Origin of the sequence: Victivallis sp. Marseille-Q1083, assembly GCF_903645315.1 — a bacterium.
In the GTDB taxonomy this organism is placed as follows: domain Bacteria; phylum Verrucomicrobiota; class Lentisphaeria; order Victivallales; family Victivallaceae; genus UMGS1518.
Genome location: NZ_CAHJXL010000001.1, coordinates 3,771,038 through 3,787,511, shown reverse-complemented (window position 1 = coordinate 3,787,511; position 16,474 = coordinate 3,771,038). Strand labels below are relative to the sequence as shown.

At 58.8% G+C, this 16,474-nt stretch carries 13 protein-coding genes and 1 pseudogene; 6 read left to right on the top strand and 8 right to left on the bottom strand.

Annotation, left to right across the window (positions count from 1 at the left end; translation table 11 throughout):
• Nucleotides 1-32: 32 nt before the first annotated feature.
• From HWX74_RS15650 to cysK, 3 genes are all read right to left on the bottom strand, one after another.
• Nucleotides 33-659 carry a hybrid sensor histidine kinase/response regulator gene (locus HWX74_RS15650; RefSeq protein WP_176014428.1) on the bottom strand — a complete coding sequence of 209 codons (627 nt, stop codon included), beginning with the start codon at nucleotides 657-659 and terminating at the stop codon, nucleotides 33-35.
• Between the two features lie 524 nt (nucleotides 660-1,183).
• The gene (locus HWX74_RS15645) at nucleotides 1,184-2,473 is read right to left on the bottom strand and encodes an O-acetylhomoserine aminocarboxypropyltransferase/cysteine synthase family protein (protein ID WP_176014427.1); all 1,290 of its coding nucleotides are present in this window, start codon (nucleotides 2,471-2,473) and stop codon (nucleotides 1,184-1,186) included.
• Nucleotides 2,474-2,491: 18 nt separating this feature from the next.
• On the bottom strand, nucleotides 2,492-3,421 hold the full coding sequence (gene cysK, locus HWX74_RS15640) for a cysteine synthase A (RefSeq protein WP_176014426.1): 930 nt from the start codon (nucleotides 3,419-3,421) through the stop codon (nucleotides 2,492-2,494).
• A gap of 300 nt (nucleotides 3,422-3,721) precedes the next feature.
• Here cysK and HWX74_RS15635 point away from each other — a divergent pair, with 300 nt between their 5' ends.
• On the top strand, nucleotides 3,722-4,168 hold the full coding sequence (locus HWX74_RS15635; protein ID WP_176014425.1) for an Rrf2 family transcriptional regulator: 447 nt from the start codon (nucleotides 3,722-3,724) through the stop codon (nucleotides 4,166-4,168).
• A gap of 92 nt (nucleotides 4,169-4,260) precedes the next feature.
• Entirely contained in the window at nucleotides 4,261-5,514 is a 1,254-nt protein-coding gene (locus HWX74_RS15630) for an FAD-dependent oxidoreductase (RefSeq protein WP_176014424.1), read from the top strand.
• A 162-nt stretch (nucleotides 5,515-5,676) separates the two neighbouring features.
• Here HWX74_RS15630 and HWX74_RS15625 read toward each other — a convergent pair whose 3' ends face one another.
• From HWX74_RS15625 to HWX74_RS15605, 5 genes and pseudogenes are all read right to left on the bottom strand, one after another.
• The gene (locus tag HWX74_RS15625) at nucleotides 5,677-7,899 is read right to left on the bottom strand and encodes a hypothetical protein (protein ID WP_176014423.1); all 2,223 of its coding nucleotides are present in this window, start codon (nucleotides 7,897-7,899) and stop codon (nucleotides 5,677-5,679) included.
• 164 nt (nucleotides 7,900-8,063) lie between these two features.
• Nucleotides 8,064-9,245: pseudogene (locus tag HWX74_RS15620) on the bottom strand (MFS transporter); the annotation flags it as partial.
• 156 nt (nucleotides 9,246-9,401) lie between these two features.
• Nucleotides 9,402-10,604 (bottom strand): sugar MFS transporter, encoded by a 1,203-nt coding sequence (locus HWX74_RS15615; RefSeq protein WP_176014421.1) that lies wholly within the window; start codon nucleotides 10,602-10,604, stop codon nucleotides 9,402-9,404.
• A gap of 7 nt (nucleotides 10,605-10,611) precedes the next feature.
• Nucleotides 10,612-11,013 (bottom strand): GNAT family N-acetyltransferase, encoded by a 402-nt coding sequence (locus HWX74_RS15610; RefSeq protein WP_176014420.1) that lies wholly within the window; start codon nucleotides 11,011-11,013, stop codon nucleotides 10,612-10,614.
• Between the two features lie 174 nt (nucleotides 11,014-11,187).
• The gene (locus HWX74_RS15605) at nucleotides 11,188-12,207 is read right to left on the bottom strand and encodes a LacI family DNA-binding transcriptional regulator (protein ID WP_176014419.1); all 1,020 of its coding nucleotides are present in this window, start codon (nucleotides 12,205-12,207) and stop codon (nucleotides 11,188-11,190) included.
• Between the two features lie 86 nt (nucleotides 12,208-12,293).
• On the opposite strand from HWX74_RS15605, the gene HWX74_RS15600 reads away from it, so the two are divergent.
• The 4 genes from HWX74_RS15600 to HWX74_RS20065 all read left to right on the top strand — a co-directional run bounded on the left by HWX74_RS15600 (nucleotide 12,294) and on the right by HWX74_RS20065 (nucleotide 16,393).
• Nucleotides 12,294-12,638 (top strand): hypothetical protein, encoded by a 345-nt coding sequence (locus tag HWX74_RS15600; RefSeq protein ID WP_176014418.1) that lies wholly within the window; start codon nucleotides 12,294-12,296, stop codon nucleotides 12,636-12,638.
• A complete protein-coding gene (locus tag HWX74_RS15595; protein WP_176014417.1) occupies nucleotides 12,635-14,173 on the top strand; it encodes a trehalase family glycosidase in 1,539 nt (512 codons plus the stop codon). The genes HWX74_RS15600 and HWX74_RS15595 overlap by 4 nt, the downstream gene beginning before the upstream one ends.
• A gap of 318 nt (nucleotides 14,174-14,491) precedes the next feature.
• Nucleotides 14,492-15,628 (top strand): substrate-binding domain-containing protein, encoded by a 1,137-nt coding sequence (locus tag HWX74_RS15590; protein WP_176014416.1) that lies wholly within the window; start codon nucleotides 14,492-14,494, stop codon nucleotides 15,626-15,628.
• 27 nt (nucleotides 15,629-15,655) lie between these two features.
• The gene (locus HWX74_RS20065) at nucleotides 15,656-16,393 is read left to right on the top strand and encodes a type II secretion system protein (RefSeq protein ID WP_217704992.1); all 738 of its coding nucleotides are present in this window, start codon (nucleotides 15,656-15,658) and stop codon (nucleotides 16,391-16,393) included.
• The last annotated feature ends 81 nt before the right edge of the window (nucleotides 16,394-16,474 follow it).

The following is a 16,474-nucleotide window of genomic DNA, read 5'->3' as shown; positions in this document are numbered from 1 at the left end:
CTCCCTTACAATTGCAATTTGCAGTTCCGCCTTCACGAGGCAATCAAATGTTCTCCCCTGAGCCTGGCAAACATGTTTTCCAGTTTTTCCAGATTCCCCGGTTTCAACAAAATATCATAAAAATGTTCGGTATTGAAATTTTCCTCCGCTTCGGTATCCGCCGTCACCGCCACGATGCTCAAATCGGCACACCCGGCCAGCCCGTGAATGGCGGCCGCCAGCACGTCGCCGTTCATCTCCGGCATCCACAAGTCGGTCAGCACCAGATCGGGCCTGGTCCGCTGCAGGATATCCAGCGCCTCGCGTCCGGCTTCGGCGACAATCGGCGCCATCTGCAATTTCCTCAACATGGCGGCCAGCACCTTGCGGTTCATCGCCACATCGTCGACCACCAGCACTTGCAGTTTCTTCTCATCAATATAGTGTCCCGGAGCTGCAGACGCAAGCGGCGAAACCGGTTCCGCCACGGCAGTCCCGGGCAATTCGATGACAAAAGTACCGCCCTGTCCCAACACGTTCTCCACCCGAATATTCCCGCCCATCTGGATCACCAGCCGCTGGACGATCGCCCAACCGAGACCGGCGCCAGAAGAACGAAAAATATCCCAGCTCTTCCCCGCCGGCCAGTTCTTCTCCTTCCGGCGCCACCATTCGCACACAACCCGTCAGACTGCCACCCACCATTTCCAGCCCGGAAATTTTCCACCAATGACGGCGACAGGGTTGCCGGTATTTTTTGAAAACGCTTCATGGCAATTAACAACTATTCACAAATAAAGGTGTTTCTGCATTCAAAACCGAAAAAAAGAAAGAACACCGCTCAGTTTCCTTACCCAATCAACTGATCCTGTTCTTTTTACCGGTTTCCGGGCCTCCGCGGCGTCAATCGACGGCGCGACCGGCAATTACCGTCCCCCCTCAAACACAATTCCGCTATAATGATTATTTCAGTATACCACAAAATTACTCATTTGTCAAGAGCTCATCAACAAATAAGTTACATTTTTCAAAGTTTTCTCTCATAGGGATGAAACCAGATGCGCCTATCGCCGAAACCGGAGCAACCATCCGCCAAGCCCGGACGCCATGTCTGAACCGGAAAAACATCACAGCCGGATTCCGGACCGAACTCATCTCGGCTCAGAATCCGGCTGTCTCCATTATCGCACACCGGCAACCGCCGTCAAATCGAATCCAGCGCCTCGCCCAATGCGCCGATGATGTCGTCGCTATGCTCCAGGCCGATCGACAGCCGGACCAGTTCCGGCTGCAGGCCGGCGGCGCGCTGCGCCTCATCACTCAACTGCGAATGGGTCGTGCTGGCCGGATGAATAATCAGGCTTTTGGCGTCGCCGACGTTGGCCAGCAGGCTGAACAGCTCGATATTGTCCACCAGCTTGATTCCTTCGGCGCTGCCGCCTTTGACGCCGAAAACCACCATGCCGCCGCAGCCGTCCGGTAAATATTTTTGCGCCAGGCGGAAAGCCGGATCGGCCGGCAATCCCGGATAGCGTACCCAGGCGACTTTCGGATGGCGCTGGAGGAATTCCGCCGTTTTCAGCGCATTTTCACTGTGCTGCCTCATTCGGAGCGGCAATGACTCCACCCCCTGCAGGAACAGCCAGGCGGCATCCGGCGCCAGAGTCGGTCCCTGGTTGCGCAAGCCGACAATCCGCAGCCGCAGCAGGAACGCCAGGGCATTCGACTCACCCAAATCGTGCGCAAAGCGCAAGCCGTGATACCCGCGGTCCGGCTCATTGTACAAAGTGAACTTCGGGTCGCTCCAATCGAATTTGCCGGCATCGATCACCACGCCGCCGATGCCGGTGCCGTGGCCGCCAATCCATTTGGACAGCGAATGGATGACGATATCGGCGCCGTGCTCAATCGGCCGCAGCAAGGTCGGAGGCGTAAAGGTCGCATCGACGATCAGCGGCAGGTGATGCCGGTGCGCCAGTGAAGCGTATTGTTCGATATCCGCCACATCGAGCCCCGGATTGCCGACCGTTTCGATATAAATCGCCCGGGTCCGGTCGGTGACCGCCGCTTCCGCCGCCGCAAAATCGTTGACCGGAACAAAGTTGACATGAATGCCCTGCTGCGGCAGAATGGCATCGAACTGCGTGAACGTACCGCCGTAAAGATTGTTGGCGGCGACCAGCTCGTCACCCTGCTTCAAAATGTTGGTAACGGCAAAATAAATCGCCGCCGTGCCGCTGGCCAAAGTCAGGGCCGCCTTGCCGCCCTCCAGGACGGCTAGACGCTGCTCCAGCACCTCATTGGTTGGATTCATCAGCCGGGCGTAAATATTGCCGCTTTCCCGCAGCGCGAACAGATCGGCGCCGTGCCGGGAATTGCGGAAATGATAGGCGGTGGTCCGGTAAACCGGCACCGCACAGGCCCGGGTCGCCGGGTCGGGCGCCTGGCCGGCATGAAGCGCCAACGTTTCAATATGATATTTTTTTTCACTCATAAACCGTCACTCCTCTTTTCACGCCCCGGTGTCGAACAGCCAGGTGGAAAGATAACGTTCCCCGCCATCCGGCAGCAACGCTACGATACGCTTGCCGGCAAACTCCGCCCGTTCGCTCAATTGCAGCGCCGCATAAAGCGCCGCTCCGGAAGAGATGCCGATCAGCAGCCCCTCCTCTCCGGCCGCCGCCCGGGCGGTTCGACCGGCGTCCTCGGCTGAAACCCGGACAATCCGGTCGATGATCCCGGTATCGAGTACCTTCGGCACGAACCCGGCGCCGATGCCCTGCAGTTTATGCGCGCCGGGCTTGCCGCCGGACAGGACCGGACTGGCGTCCGGCTCCACCGCCACCAGCGCCACCTGCGGATTGCGTGCCTTCAGCACCTCGCCGACGCCGGTCAAAGTGCCGCCGGTGCCGACGCCGGCAACAAACGCATCCACCTGCCCGCCGGCGTCACGCCAGATTTCCTCCGCGGTATGGGCGCGATGGCAGGCCGGATTGGCCGGATTTTCGAATTGCTGCGGAATGATCGAACCGGGATGCTGCGCGTGCAGCTCCTCAGCCCTGGCAATCGCCCCTTTCATCCCCGCTCCGCCGTCGGTCAACACCAATTCCGCCCCATAAGCCGACAACAGTTTGCGCCGTTCGACGCTCATGGTTTCCGGCATCGTCAGAATCAACCGGTAACCTTTGACCGCCGCCGCCAACGCCAGGCCGATGCCGGTATTGCCGCTGGTCGGCTCAATGATCAGGCCGCCGGGCTGCAGCGCGCCGCTTTTTTCCGCCGCTTCGATCATCGCCAGGCCGATGCGGTCCTTGACGCTGCCGCCCGGATTGAAATACTCCACCTTGACCAGCACCTCAGCCCGGCCGTGATTCAGTTTATTGATCCGCACCAGCGGCGTTTCCCCGATTGTTTCCAGAATGTTATTGACGATTCCACTCATAATTGACTCCTTTCCCCGAATTGTTGAATAAAAAATCTCTACCATTTTAGTATTGTTAATATCTTTAGCTTACTGCGCCAAGCCGAAAATGTCAAATCGCCGCAGGAGGAAAAACATAAAAAAATAGCTGTCACTCCTCAACCGGCTCGAAGCCAGCCTTCTTCCGGCGACAGCCGCCGGGACGACCGTCCAGGCAGTCCCGATAAAAAAGTCCGAACCGAATTTGACAAACCACAATTCCAGAGGCATTTTAACTACTGTTTCAGTAGATTTTATTTATTATCCGTCGAGGAAGCAGATATGAAAATTTCCACCAAAGGACGTTACGGGTTGCGCATCCTGCTCGATCTGGCAGTGCACGAAAACGACGCGCCGCGCCTGATTCGCGACATCGCCCGATCTCAGCAGCTATCGGAAAAATACATCGGCCGGCTGATCCTCGAACTGCGGAACGCCGGAATGGTTAAATCGATCCGCGGCGCCAAAGGCGGCTACCGTTTGGCCCGGCCGCCGCAGGAAATCAGCGTGCTGTCGATCATCGAAATCATGGAAGGGCCGGTCCGGCTGGTCGACTGTGTGCAGAATCCGACCTATTGCGAACGCAGCCTGCAATGCGCCGCCCACGACATCTGGATGCAACTGAACGCCAAAATCAAAGAGAGCCTGGCCGCCGTCACACTGCAGGACATCATCGGCCGGTATCACCGCCGCAATGCCGATGACGGTATTTTCGATTATTGCATCTGACGCCGCGATCCCGCCTTGAAAACCGAATCGGGCGATGCTATTTTTTCGCCCGATCCATCTTTCTTTGTCCAAAACCAAATAGGGAACCATCCATGAAAACAATCAAACATCCGGTGCAATACGATGTGGTGGTGGCCGGCGGCGGGGTCGGCGGCATCACCGCGGCGGTGGCGGCGGCCCGTAGCGGCGCCCGGACACTGCTGGTGGAAGAAGACCTGGTGCTCGGCGGGGCGCTGACCGACTACTTTGTGGCGATGCTCTGCGGCCAGCCCACCCGGGGTATTTTGCTGGAAATTCTAAACCGTTGCATCTCCCGTCATGCGCTTCAGCACGGCGTCAACTGGTTCCTGCCGTCCGGCTGGCTGCATGCCATCGCCGCTATCTGCGGCCGGGAAACCAACCTGGAAATCATGACCGGCGCCCGGCTGACCGGCGTTCGCGGCGACGGCGGTCACATTGACGCCATCGAAGTCGACTGCGAATCAATCCGGCGGGAAATCACCGCTAAAATGTTCATCGAAGCGACCGGAACCGGCTGGTTCGCCGAATTGGCCGGTTGCGAGATCATGTACGGCCGCGACGCCCGCAGCGACTTCGGGGAACGCCACGCGCCCGCACAACGCGACAACCAGGTCCAGCAGGTCACCTGGATGTATATTTCGCAGAAACTGCCGGGTTTTCCGCCGTTCGATATGACCCGGCTGGAAAATGTCAGGCTCGGCGTGCTGCCGCAGGAGGATTACTGGTTCCATGCCGACCCGGCCAAGGCGGTCGCCGCCAACGACGGCATTTACCTGCACTGGGGCTGCCGGACCGAATGCGCCGATACCCGCGACAGCGTCGCCGTCGGCCGGGCCCAGCAGACCGCCCTGCAACTGATGGAGCGCGACCACGCCCTGCTGCGGGAAAACGGTTATACCGTCACGCTGGCGCCGAAAATCGGTTTGCGGGAAGTACGCCGGGTCAAGGGCTTGCACGTCCTGTCCAGCGAAGAGGTGATGAACAACCAGTTCCCGGACGACACCGTTGCGGTCGGCAAATACGAACTGGACATCTGGGGGGAAGAGGTGCGCTGCCATGCCCCGTGGAACGGTTACGGCATTCCCTACCGGTCCCTGGTGCCGCTGCGGGTCGACAACCTGCTGCTGGCCGGCCGGATCATCAGCGGCTCGCACATCGCCATGAGCTCCTACCGGGTGATGCCGATCGTCGGCAACATCGGCCAGGCCGCCGGCGTGGCGGCGGCGCTGGCGGTCAAACACCGGTGTTCACCGGCCGCCCTTGCCCCCCGGTCAGTCCGCGATGCCCTGACGGCACCGCCGCAAAACCAGATCCTGGAGCCGTGACGGAGGCGCTTCAATCTTTTGCCCGGTCAGCGCAGGGCAGCGTTGCCCCCTGCGGCGCTGAAACTGCAACAACCAACGATTTCGCCGCCGGGAAGGTTCGCCGGCGGCGAAATCGTTTTTATGTCCGGAATTCCATCCCGGCTCCGCCGGCCTCGCAACCGGTTATTTTCCTTCTCCCGCCGGATTGCCGTGATAGATCAGCGGCAAAGCCGCGGTCAAGTTTTTCTGCACGGACCGGTTGACGTAAACCTGCTTGATCCGGGCATTGGCCGCAACGACTTTGCCGCCGGCTTCGACCGTGGCATTCAACGCCCGCACCTTGCCATCTTCCTCCCAGACATAAGCGGAATACAGCAGAAAATCCTGGATCATCTTGGTAATTTCGTGCGATTCACAACCGCCCTCCTCCCAGTTGCCCGGCGTCGGAGCCATCTCCAGATAGCGTTCGCCGGACCATTGCCGGTCGACGCCGTCGAAAATAACGCTTTCCGGCGAATAACAGAAATAAAGCGTCGAACTGCGCAGCTCGAAAAGGTGCAGGCAGGCGGTCAGATTCATCAGGAATTTCCGCCAGTATTCCAACTTGCCGGAAGCCAGATAGAGGAAATAATACGCTTCGCCGGTCCAGGCGCTCCAGCCGTGCGGCGTATTCAGGCAGTTCCGCCAGCCGATCGCCCAGAAGGTCTCCCAGAAACGCACCGACGCGCCGTGCGTCGTCGCATCCGGACCGCGCCATTCGACGCAATCGTGCCCCCGCATCACCGCTTCCGCCGCCGGCAGGTACTCCGGCGCCTTCTCCTTCCAGGCCCAAAACGCCAACTGCTGCGCCGTACAGGCGATCGCGCCGTCTTCATAACAGGGCGCGCCCTCCGTGCCGATATTGTCGCGGCGGCACAGCAAATCGGCGAACACCGGCCGCAGCGCGTCGATGATTTCCGCCGCCCGTTTCGGCTCGTCGGCCCGCAACGATTCGGCATATTCATACAGCGAGCGGGCCGGATAAATCACCGAAGTATAATGCTGCCGGCCGTGGTGCGCATAAAGTCCGCCGTCGGCACCCCGGCAGCCGAGCAGATAAGTGACCAGCCGGTCGGCCCGCCGCCGCCATTTCAAATCGCCGTCGAGCCCGTACATCTCGCGGCACAAATCGATGACGAACGCATGATTCTGAATCCGGTGCGGAAAACACAACGGTTCGCCGTCCGGCGTATAGGAACAATTGAACAACTCCTCTTCGAAAAAGGATTCGATCCTGGCCCGCCGGGTCGGCAGCGGGTCAATTTTTTCCGCCGCAATCCAGGCGAGCACCGGCATATACGCTTCCATGACATGAGTACCGCGCGGCGGCCGGCTTTTCGCATAGCTGGCGGCACTCAGCAAATAACGCGTCCAATCCGCCCAACTGTAAATGCTGCCGGTCGTCGTCCGGGCGCCGCACTCGATGCTGAACTGATAGGAATTGCCGAATTCGTTCCGCGCCGGCAGCCGCAGCGCAAAATCTCGCACCGCAACCGCGGCAATCTCCGTCGGCTGCGCCCTGCCGATCCAGCTGTTCTCGCCATCGATGCGGATTTCATCGGCAGTCAGCGACTTCTCCTCCGGATAGCGGATCGTCAGCGTTTCACCCGCCGGCGCAAAAATCCGGCCGCCGGCCAACCGGCCGGGTTCATTGCCGCTGGCGGCAAATGCCACGCAGGCGGCCCGGGTATATTCGGCCGTCCGGGCCCACATCTCCGGCTCGGAACGGCAGGGTATCAGATAAAAACGCCATTCCCGCTGTTCGCCGGGCGCCAATTCCACCGGCGGCGGCGTCACCCGCACCGGCAATTTCTCCCCGGCATTGAGCAGATCGACCGCGATCGTCCCGATCTGATGGCCGCCGGACGGCCGGTCGCCCCGGCTGTACCCGGCCCGGCGGTCATCGTACAAGCCCCGCCAGCCGGCCACCCGATCGGGTGAAACCACCGCCAACCGTTTGCCGGAGGGCGTCGCCAGGGCGCACCAGAAATGACTGTTCTCCACCCGGGCGCCGGACGGAGAAAATTTATCGAGAAATTCCGGATAGGAGAGCATCAGGCAATCCACCCCGACCTGCCAGCGCAGTAAATCCACCCGGTGCCCGACCAGCAAAGCGGCATTGGTCAACTGCACCCGGCACTCCAACCCGCCGTCGCAAACCTGATAACTCACCTGCAACTGCATATCTTTGGCGCCGCCGCTGTAACAATCCGCCTTGCCGCGCAATTCGATATATTCCGCCGGCCCGGCATCGACGCGCCACAGCCAGCGGCCACGCCACGGCGACTCCGCCTGGTGAAACGCATAAGCGATTCCGTCCTGTTCCAATTCAAGCACCATTCCCCGGCGCGTCTTGTAATGCATCATTTTTCCGTCCTTGCTGTGTCATTCATAAACGATTCCGCTACGAGAAAATATTATATCGGCGAAAGGCCGCACTGTCAACGCGGCGATCCGGAAAACTCGCCATCTTTGCCGCCGGACGGCCGGGCCGTGATCCCTGCACCGGTAAATTCCCGGCTCCGGAATGCAAACAACGACAGAGCGATCACCAGCACCCCGGCCCCGGCCAGCAACCTTCCGACCGCGATCCGGTCCGCCAGCGGCCCGAACAGCACCATCCCGAGCGGCAGGCCGCAGCAATTGGCGATTTGCACCAGACTGAACACCCGGCCGTGCATCGCCGGATCCACTTTCTCCTGCAGCAATGCGGTCAGCGGCGCGCTGAAACAGGGCATCGTAATGCCGATCAGGAAATTGAACAACAGATAACTCCAGAAAACCGGCGCGACGCCCAGGCCGATCATCAACGCGCCGTACAGCAAACCGGCCAGAATCGTCGTATGCAGCCGGTTGCGGAAACCGCCCCAGGCGGCAATCAACATGCCGCCGGCCGCCGCGCCGGCGCTGAAGACCATTTCACTGGCGGAAAGCCGCCAGACTTCATCGCCGAAGGAACGCCCGACCAGCAACGGCGTCAAAAAGGCGGCCGGGCTGATCGAAATAGTTACGGCAAACAAAAAGAGCAGCAAACGGCGGATAAAAGCGTGATCGCGCAAATAGCCCAAACCCTGCTGGATGTTCCGCCAATTGGATTGCAGTCGATTTTCCGCCGCTTCCCGGATCGCCGGCACCGGGAAAGTGAACAGCAAGCCGATGCCGACGGCCGCAGTCGCCACGTCGATGAAAAAAGTCGCCTCAATCGTCATGAACATCAGAACCGCCCCGCTGGCCGCCGGCGACAAAAACATCATCAGCGAAGTGATGCTGCTGTAAACGCCGTTGATCCGGATCAATTTTTCCGCCGGCACGATTTGCGGAATCAAGGCGTTGACCGCCGGAGTCTGAATGCCGGTTCCGGCCGAACGGACGACCAGCACGGCAAACAGCAGCCAGAGTTCCCGATAGCCGGCGAGAAAGGCGATCGCCACCCCGAACGTCGCCAGCGCAATCGCCGCATCCGGCAGTATGACCAGCCATTTGCGGTTGTAACGGTCGATCCAGACGCCGCCGAACAGCGCGATCGCGATCTGCGGCAGAAAACCGCAGAGCGTCGCAATGGTCATCATCGCGCCGGACAGCGTGGACAAGGCGATATGCCAGATAATCGCAAATTGCACCAGCGAGGAGCCGAACAGGGAAATGGTCTGGGCAGTCAGGAAAATAGCAATTTTTCTCCGCCAGTTTTCCGCCGGAACCTCGACATTTGTCATTTTCTGCTTTTACCCCGGTTTATCGCTCCGGCGCCGGAAGAAAAAACTGCCGCGCCGGAATATTGCCTAAAAAAACGAAAAACAGCTCGACGCTCAAACGCCAAAAAATAATTCCGGCGCCCCTTCGGCCTGCGGAAACGGTCTTCGCCGCCAATTTCAGCGGCGGGCCAAACGCCAGCCGTCCACCCGGACCTGCATCAGAAAGATTGCCAGCGACAGGCCGAATACCACGTACGGCAAAATTCCGAAGGTCGTCCGCGCGGCGATATAACCGACCAGCGGCGGGATCATCGCAATGCCGAGCGCCCCGGCTCCGCCCTGATAACCGGTCAAAATGCCGGCGGTCGCGTCATTGAAACGCCGGGGCGCTTCGTGCATCATGCACGGATACAGCGAAGCCAGCGAAAAGCCGGCCAGCAGCAATGCCGCCAGCGCCAGCCACCGCCCCCCGGGAACGGCCAGCAATATTCCGGCCAGCATCGCACCGGCCGTGCTGCAGCGAATCAAGCGGCGGTTGCCGATCCGGTCGGCAAAAATGCCGAGCAGAAACCGGCCGGCCGTCAACGCGCCCCAGTAACCGGCCACCCAGTAACCGGCCGCCTCCGCCGGCACCTGCCGCAAAGTCGTCAGCAACGTATAGCTCCACAAACCGATCGACACTTCAATGCCGGTATAAGCCCAGAAAATCAGCGCGCAGCACCAGAAGCGCACGTCACGCGTCACGGTTTCACCGGCCGCGGCAAGCCCTTCCACCGTGCCGGCCGCGGTGCCGCCGGACTCGCGCCATAACCCCAACGCGGCCAGAAAAAGCGTCGCCAGGACAATTTGAATCGAAGCGATCAGTCCGTAAGACCACCGCCATGACCAGCCGGCGGCAATGACCAGCGTCACCACGGTCGGTCCGGCGCTGGCCCCGATCCCCCAGCAGCAGTGCAGCCAGCTCATGTCCCGGCTGGAATAATGCTTGGCCACGTAGAAATTCATGCCGGTATCGACCGCCCCCTGCCCAAACCCCAGCGGCACGGTCAGCAGCAGCAACCCCCAGAATACCGGCAAAAGCGCATCCCCCAGCAGCGAAAACCCGGTCAGGTAGCCGCAGATCATCAGCAGCCGGCCGGTTCCCACCCGCCGCAGCACAGCCCCGCTCATGAAACTCGACACCGCCGAACAGAGCGTCAGCAGCATCGTCAAAAAGCCGGCGTAATAAATCGGTTCGCCGAAGTCGACGCGCATATAGTCCCAGGCCACGCCGAGCACCGTATCCGGCAATCCCAGGCTGACAAAACCGATGTAGATGATGACCAACAGAATCCGGGCGCGGATCGCTGGATCGGCAATTTTGGCAGGCGGCAAATTCATTTTGCAGTCAAATTTTCAATCGCATTCCGGCCAGAAACGGTTCGAATCCGCAACGGCGGTAAAAGTCGAACAACTCCGGTTCGCACAGCAACTCCAGATGAAGCTTCGCCGCGGCGCATTCGGCGGCCAGCACCCCCACCAGCCGCCGGCCGATGCCGCGCCGCCGATATCCCGGATGCACCCCGAGACCGCACAGCAAAGCGGCAATCACGCCGTCGGAAACCACTCTGCCGACACCAACCAGTTTTTCGCCGTCATACATCGCCGCCGTCCGGAACGCCTGCCGATGCGCCAGCTCCAGCCCCGCGGCCGGCTGCTTGACATGCCGGTTCCAATTCAACGCTTCATACAATTCCCACAGCGCTTCCCCGGGCGGGGAAGCCAACTGCAAAATCAATTTCTTTTCCATGATTCAGTAAGCTCTCCGGCCATTTTCGTCTTCCTGTTTCCGAAACGGGGAAACCATACTCCGGAAACGGCGGAAAAGCAAATGCCCCAATCGTTCACCGGCCCAGAAAAGCGACTGATATTTTCCGGAATCAGGGTATGCGGCAAAGCAAAAAGCGTCCCCGATCCGGACAGGTCACGCCGACTCCCGCAGAATCAACTGGGGCTTCAGCGTCATATTCACCTGGTTGTCCCGGTGCTTGATGATATCCAGCAAGCCGGTGGCCGCCGCCCGCCCGACTTCCCGCCGCCGCAAATCGACCGTACTCAGAGCCGGAATGGTAAATTGCGATACTTCGACATTGTCAAAACCGAATACCGCCACCTCTTCCGGCACTTTGATGCCGTTGGCATGGGCCGCCGCCAGGAAGCCGGTCGCCAGAATGTCGTTGCCGCAGAACACGCAGTCGAACGGCGCCCCGGTATGCAGCAGCTTCAGGCAACTGGCAAAACCGTCGGCATAACTGTAACCGCCCGGAATCCAGATGACCTCCTCCCGCGGCAGCCCGATGCCGGCGAGAAAGCCGCGTTCCTTGCCCCGCGACAGCGGTTGTTCGAGATCGACCAAGCACTCCCGTTTGTAGTCGCCGAGCACCACCGCCGGATGACGGCGGCCGATCCGCCGGAAATATTCGCCGACCATGCGGCCGCCGGCTTCGATGTCCACCCGGACGCAATTGTCGTGGCGGGGATTGTTGTTGCCGATCAGCACGAACGGTTTCGCCCAGAAGTCGAGCCGTTCTTTCAGCGACTCATACAAATCGGTTTCACAACCGCAGATGATGCCGTGAATGTTCGCCGCCTTGAACACATCGTAATAAAAATCGTCGAGCAACGGGATGTCGTTGAACAGCAGATGCGGGCTGACCTGCCACTGCTCCGTCTGAAATACCGCATTGATTCCCTCGAACATCTCGGCAAACATATAGTCCAGCCCGAGCTGCGTTCCGGCCAGCGTATGGATGACCACCACCTGATCCCGGGCAAACGGAATATTATTGCAGGCCAGGTGACCGTTCGGACGATAACCGACTTCGGCTGCTTTTTGAAAGATACGGCGCTTGGTCTCGGAGCGTACCGGCGATTTGCCGCTGAAAGCACGGGAAACGGTCGACTCGGAAACGTTCAACAATTTTGCAAATGTTCTGATATCCATTCGTTCTTCAGTCCATGTTTTGAAAATAATGCAACTAGTGTCCTGAATAAAGTATAGCAAAAAACAAAAACAATGTCAACTCCTCAATGAAAAATTTTGAATATTTTTTAATTCCTTTAAAATTGAGCAGGTTATCATTTTGCCAATCACTGCAACATGTTGCAAATATTTTCATAAAAATAACGAAAAATTATCAATTTTTCAATGATTTCATCCGGGGGCAGATTGACCTTGCCGCCCCAAATACGGTATTATTCAACCGCCTAAAATACGGAATTTCAGCCTCGGGACGCCTCCCGGCGGAAGCGGCATTTCAGGAAAACCGCCGTCAAAAACCATCGATTTTCCGGCAAAGGATTTGCGTTCCCGGTAAACTGCGGTATCTTCTTCATTCGTTTATTCAATCCATTCCAATGAAAGACAAGCGATGAAACCGAAAAATTTTGATATCCGCAACACCGGCTGGCGACGCGAACTGCCGCAGCCGATCTTCGACGAATGTCCGGCCTATCTGGATTTCTACCAACGCGCCTGGGAGCTCGCCCACGACCATGTCAAGGCAATTCCCGGCATGCCGCAGACGCCTTATATGGATGAAGCCTTTCTGGACAGCGACATCTGGATCTGGGACAGTTGCTTCATGATGTTTTTCTGCAAATATGCCGCCAATGTCTTTCCCGGCATCGAAACGTTGAACAATTTCTACCAGCCGCTGTACGATGGGGTGCCGCTGCCGAAAATCGTCACCCGCAATCCACCGGACTGGAGCGGTTGTCACGACGGCGAAACCGTTCCGGTCCGCATCCATATTTCCGACAACCCGCCGTTGTTCGCCTGGGCGGAATACAGTTACGCGCTGATGACCGGCGACCGTGCCCATCTGGAGCGATTGCTGCTCGAAAAACAGTATCTGCAGAAGCATTTCGCCTTTTTCGACAGTTTGACCGAACCGGGCGTCCAAACCCCGTTCACCCGGGCCCGCACCTGCCTGGTCAAACGGGAGAACGGCTATTTCTGGGAAGGCGGCCGCAGCGGCATGGACAACACGCCGCGCGGCCGGACCGGTCGCCGTGCCGAAACGGAACGGCCGAATCATCCGCGCATGCTCTGGGTCGACGCCATCGCCCAGCAGGGATTGGCCGCACACCGGATCGCCCGGATTGCCGAATTGATCGACCGGCCGGAACTGGCCGCCGAATGGCAGGGGAAATTCGAAGCGATCAAAGCCAAACTCAATTGCCATTACTGGGACGACGCCGACGGCATCTATTACGATATCAATGGCGATACGCAGGAAAAGATCAAATGCCTGACGCCGGCGTCGTTCTGGCCGCTGCTGTCCGGCATCCCGGCCCCGGAAGCGGTCGACCGGATGTGCCGTTACCTGACCGGCCCGGCCAAGCTCGGCGGTCCGGTGCCGTGGGTGACCGTCGCCCGCGACGATGCCGACTTCAACGCCGAAACCGGCGATTACTGGCGCGGCTCGATCTGGCTGCCGACCGCCTACATGGGAATCAAAGGTTTGGAAAATTACGGCAAATTCGACCTGGCCAACGCCACCGCCCGCCGGATTCTCGACCACATGTACCGCACTTACCGCGACTATGAACCGCATACCGTCTGGGAATGCTACCACCCGAATCTGCCGGAACCGGCGCAGCACGGCACGGAGCTGGTCCGGCCGGATTTCTGCGGCTGGTCGGCATTGGGACCGATCGCGCTCTTTCTCGAAAACGTCATCGGCATCTACCAAGCCAACGCCTTTACCGACACAATCGACTGGGCGCTGCCGCCCCGAATCGCCGGCCGGCTCGGCATCGCCAATTATTCGTTCGGCGACACCGTCACCGAACTGGTCTATCAGGACGGCCACATCCGGACCAGCAGCAATCGGCCTTACAGGCTGAACGTCGCCGGGCGGACGTTGCCGGTGCCGGCCGGGGAAGCACAATTCACCGTCGTCTGAGCGGCGTGTGTTTCTCGCGGATTTCCCGGCCGGACCGGCCGGGAGACCGGAACAGGAAATGATTTCGGCGGCCGGGATACTGTGAGAGTTTCCCGCCTAACTCCGGTTCCGTGTGTGATTTGTCCGATTGTTCGGCGCAAGCGGTTTGTGCCGATTCCACCGAAAACAGAACATGGCGCTCCGGATAAATATTTTATTTGTGTAAAAAAAATGCAAAATAATTCGCACAACTGTTGCTTTTTGTGAAAAATTTTGCTATACTATATTCCAGAAAGCCATGACAAATCAATGAAGCAATGAAATAAAAGGTTTGTTCCAATGGGATTACGGGAAGAAAAACGACGGAAGGCGGAACAATACGTTCTGGGCCTGTTCCGTTCTCTGAACCACGGTGAGGCGTTGCCGCCGATCCGGACAATGGTCGAAGAGAGCGGCCTCGGCCGCAGTTTGCTTGAAAATGCGATCGGCAACCTGGTCGCCCGTCATCTGCTGGAAACCAGGGAACGTTCCGGCATCTACCGGACGACGCTGGACCTGGATACGAACCGGGAGCCGGCGGCGACCGAACGCATCGTCGACATCGTCGCCTGCAGCGAAATCGATTACCTGCGCGACCCGAAATCGTTCGCCTCGCAACTGGTCAACCATTTGATCGTCAAAGGAACCGAATACAACTACGCGATGCGGCTCCACCGGGTCAGTTACTATGCGGCCATTTCCGCCTACACCCAATTGATCGAAGAAAAACAGTTGAAACAGGCCTTTCTGCTGCTGCCGTCCAACGAGGAAATCGCCAAGGAATTCAACAGCTGCGATGTCCACAACGTCGTCGTGCTGCCCCGCTACCGGCCGTCGAAGGGACCGGCGGTCATCGATCCGCCGAATCTGATCGAACTGCAGCTGGATTACCTTTTCTCCCAGGGACACCGGCAGATCGCCTATATCCATGCGGTGGATCTGGGTTTTCCCTACCTGATCGCGCTGCTGTGGCGGGAGAGCTACTACCGGACGATGGCCGAGCATGCGCTGCCGGTTTATCCGGAATGGGCGGTCCATTACTCCTGGGAGGACGAAGTGCTGTTCCGGCGGCTGGACACGTTGTTTCACAGCAGTCACGTTCCGACGGCGATCATCACCCATTCGTTCTGCCTGCCGGCGCTGTACCGCTACTGCATGAAGCACGGCCTGCGGATCGGCGAGGACATCTCGGTGATCGCTTCGGAGGAAATCGGCACCGAAAATCTTTATCCGCAACCGACCTGCGCCGACAACGACGTGAAGGCCATCGCCGAAATGAGCTGGCAGTTCCTGCTGCAGAAACACCGCAAACAGGATTTCTGTCTGATCAATTACATCGACCTGAAAATCCACGAAGGGCAATCGGTCCGGCGGCTGTCCGACTGCGCCGCAGTCCGTTACGATGAAACCTGGCTGAAAGATTCGATCAATACCTGACATAACCAACATCAAAGGAGGCAGACGATGAAAAAGAGTTTCACACTAATTGAATTGCTGGTCGTAATTGCTATCATAGCCATATTAGCCAGCATGTTGCTGCCGGCACTGAGCAAAGCGAAAGCGAAAGCGCAGGCCATCAAATGTCTCGGCAACCTGAAGCAGCTGGGCCTGGCGACGATCATGTACTCCGACGATTTCAACAGCTATCCGGTCGAACTGTACAAGGAAAGCAAGTATATGCAGCAGACTGCCGTCGTCGGCCTGCTCAACGGTTCGGGGTATCTGTCCGGTTCGGATGTCTATCGCTGCCCGAGCAATTCGGATTTCAACCAGGCGCAATTCTATTCGGACACCCCGCCGGATGATTGGACCGAAGGCAGTTGGCCGGACTCGAAGTCATGCTTCAGCTATGGTTACAACCATTCGTTCATGAAGTCCCTGCGGGTCTGGGGGACCTGGCATCACTGCGCGGCTTGCGCGGCCCACGAAGAATCCTATCAAAGCGCCGCAGCGCTGTCCGGCGCGCCGTATGCGTCAAGTTCGATTCTGTTCTGCGACGGCACTTATACCTTCCTGGACGACTCGCATTGGATTACCGACATCGACGCGAGCGGCAACACCACCGGACGCATCCGCTTCCGCCACGACAACCGGATGAATTACGTCCTGGGCGACGGCTCGGCCAGCAGCGCGGTGCTCAACGAACTGGTCGGAGACAACCTCGGTTTCTACAAGAAATACTACACGCCCTGGTGCAATTGAACCACCGGACGCCGAAAACGGCCCGGCTTCCTCCGGATCTTCCCCGTCTGCGGGGAAATCCGGATTTTTTTTATTCTTTTT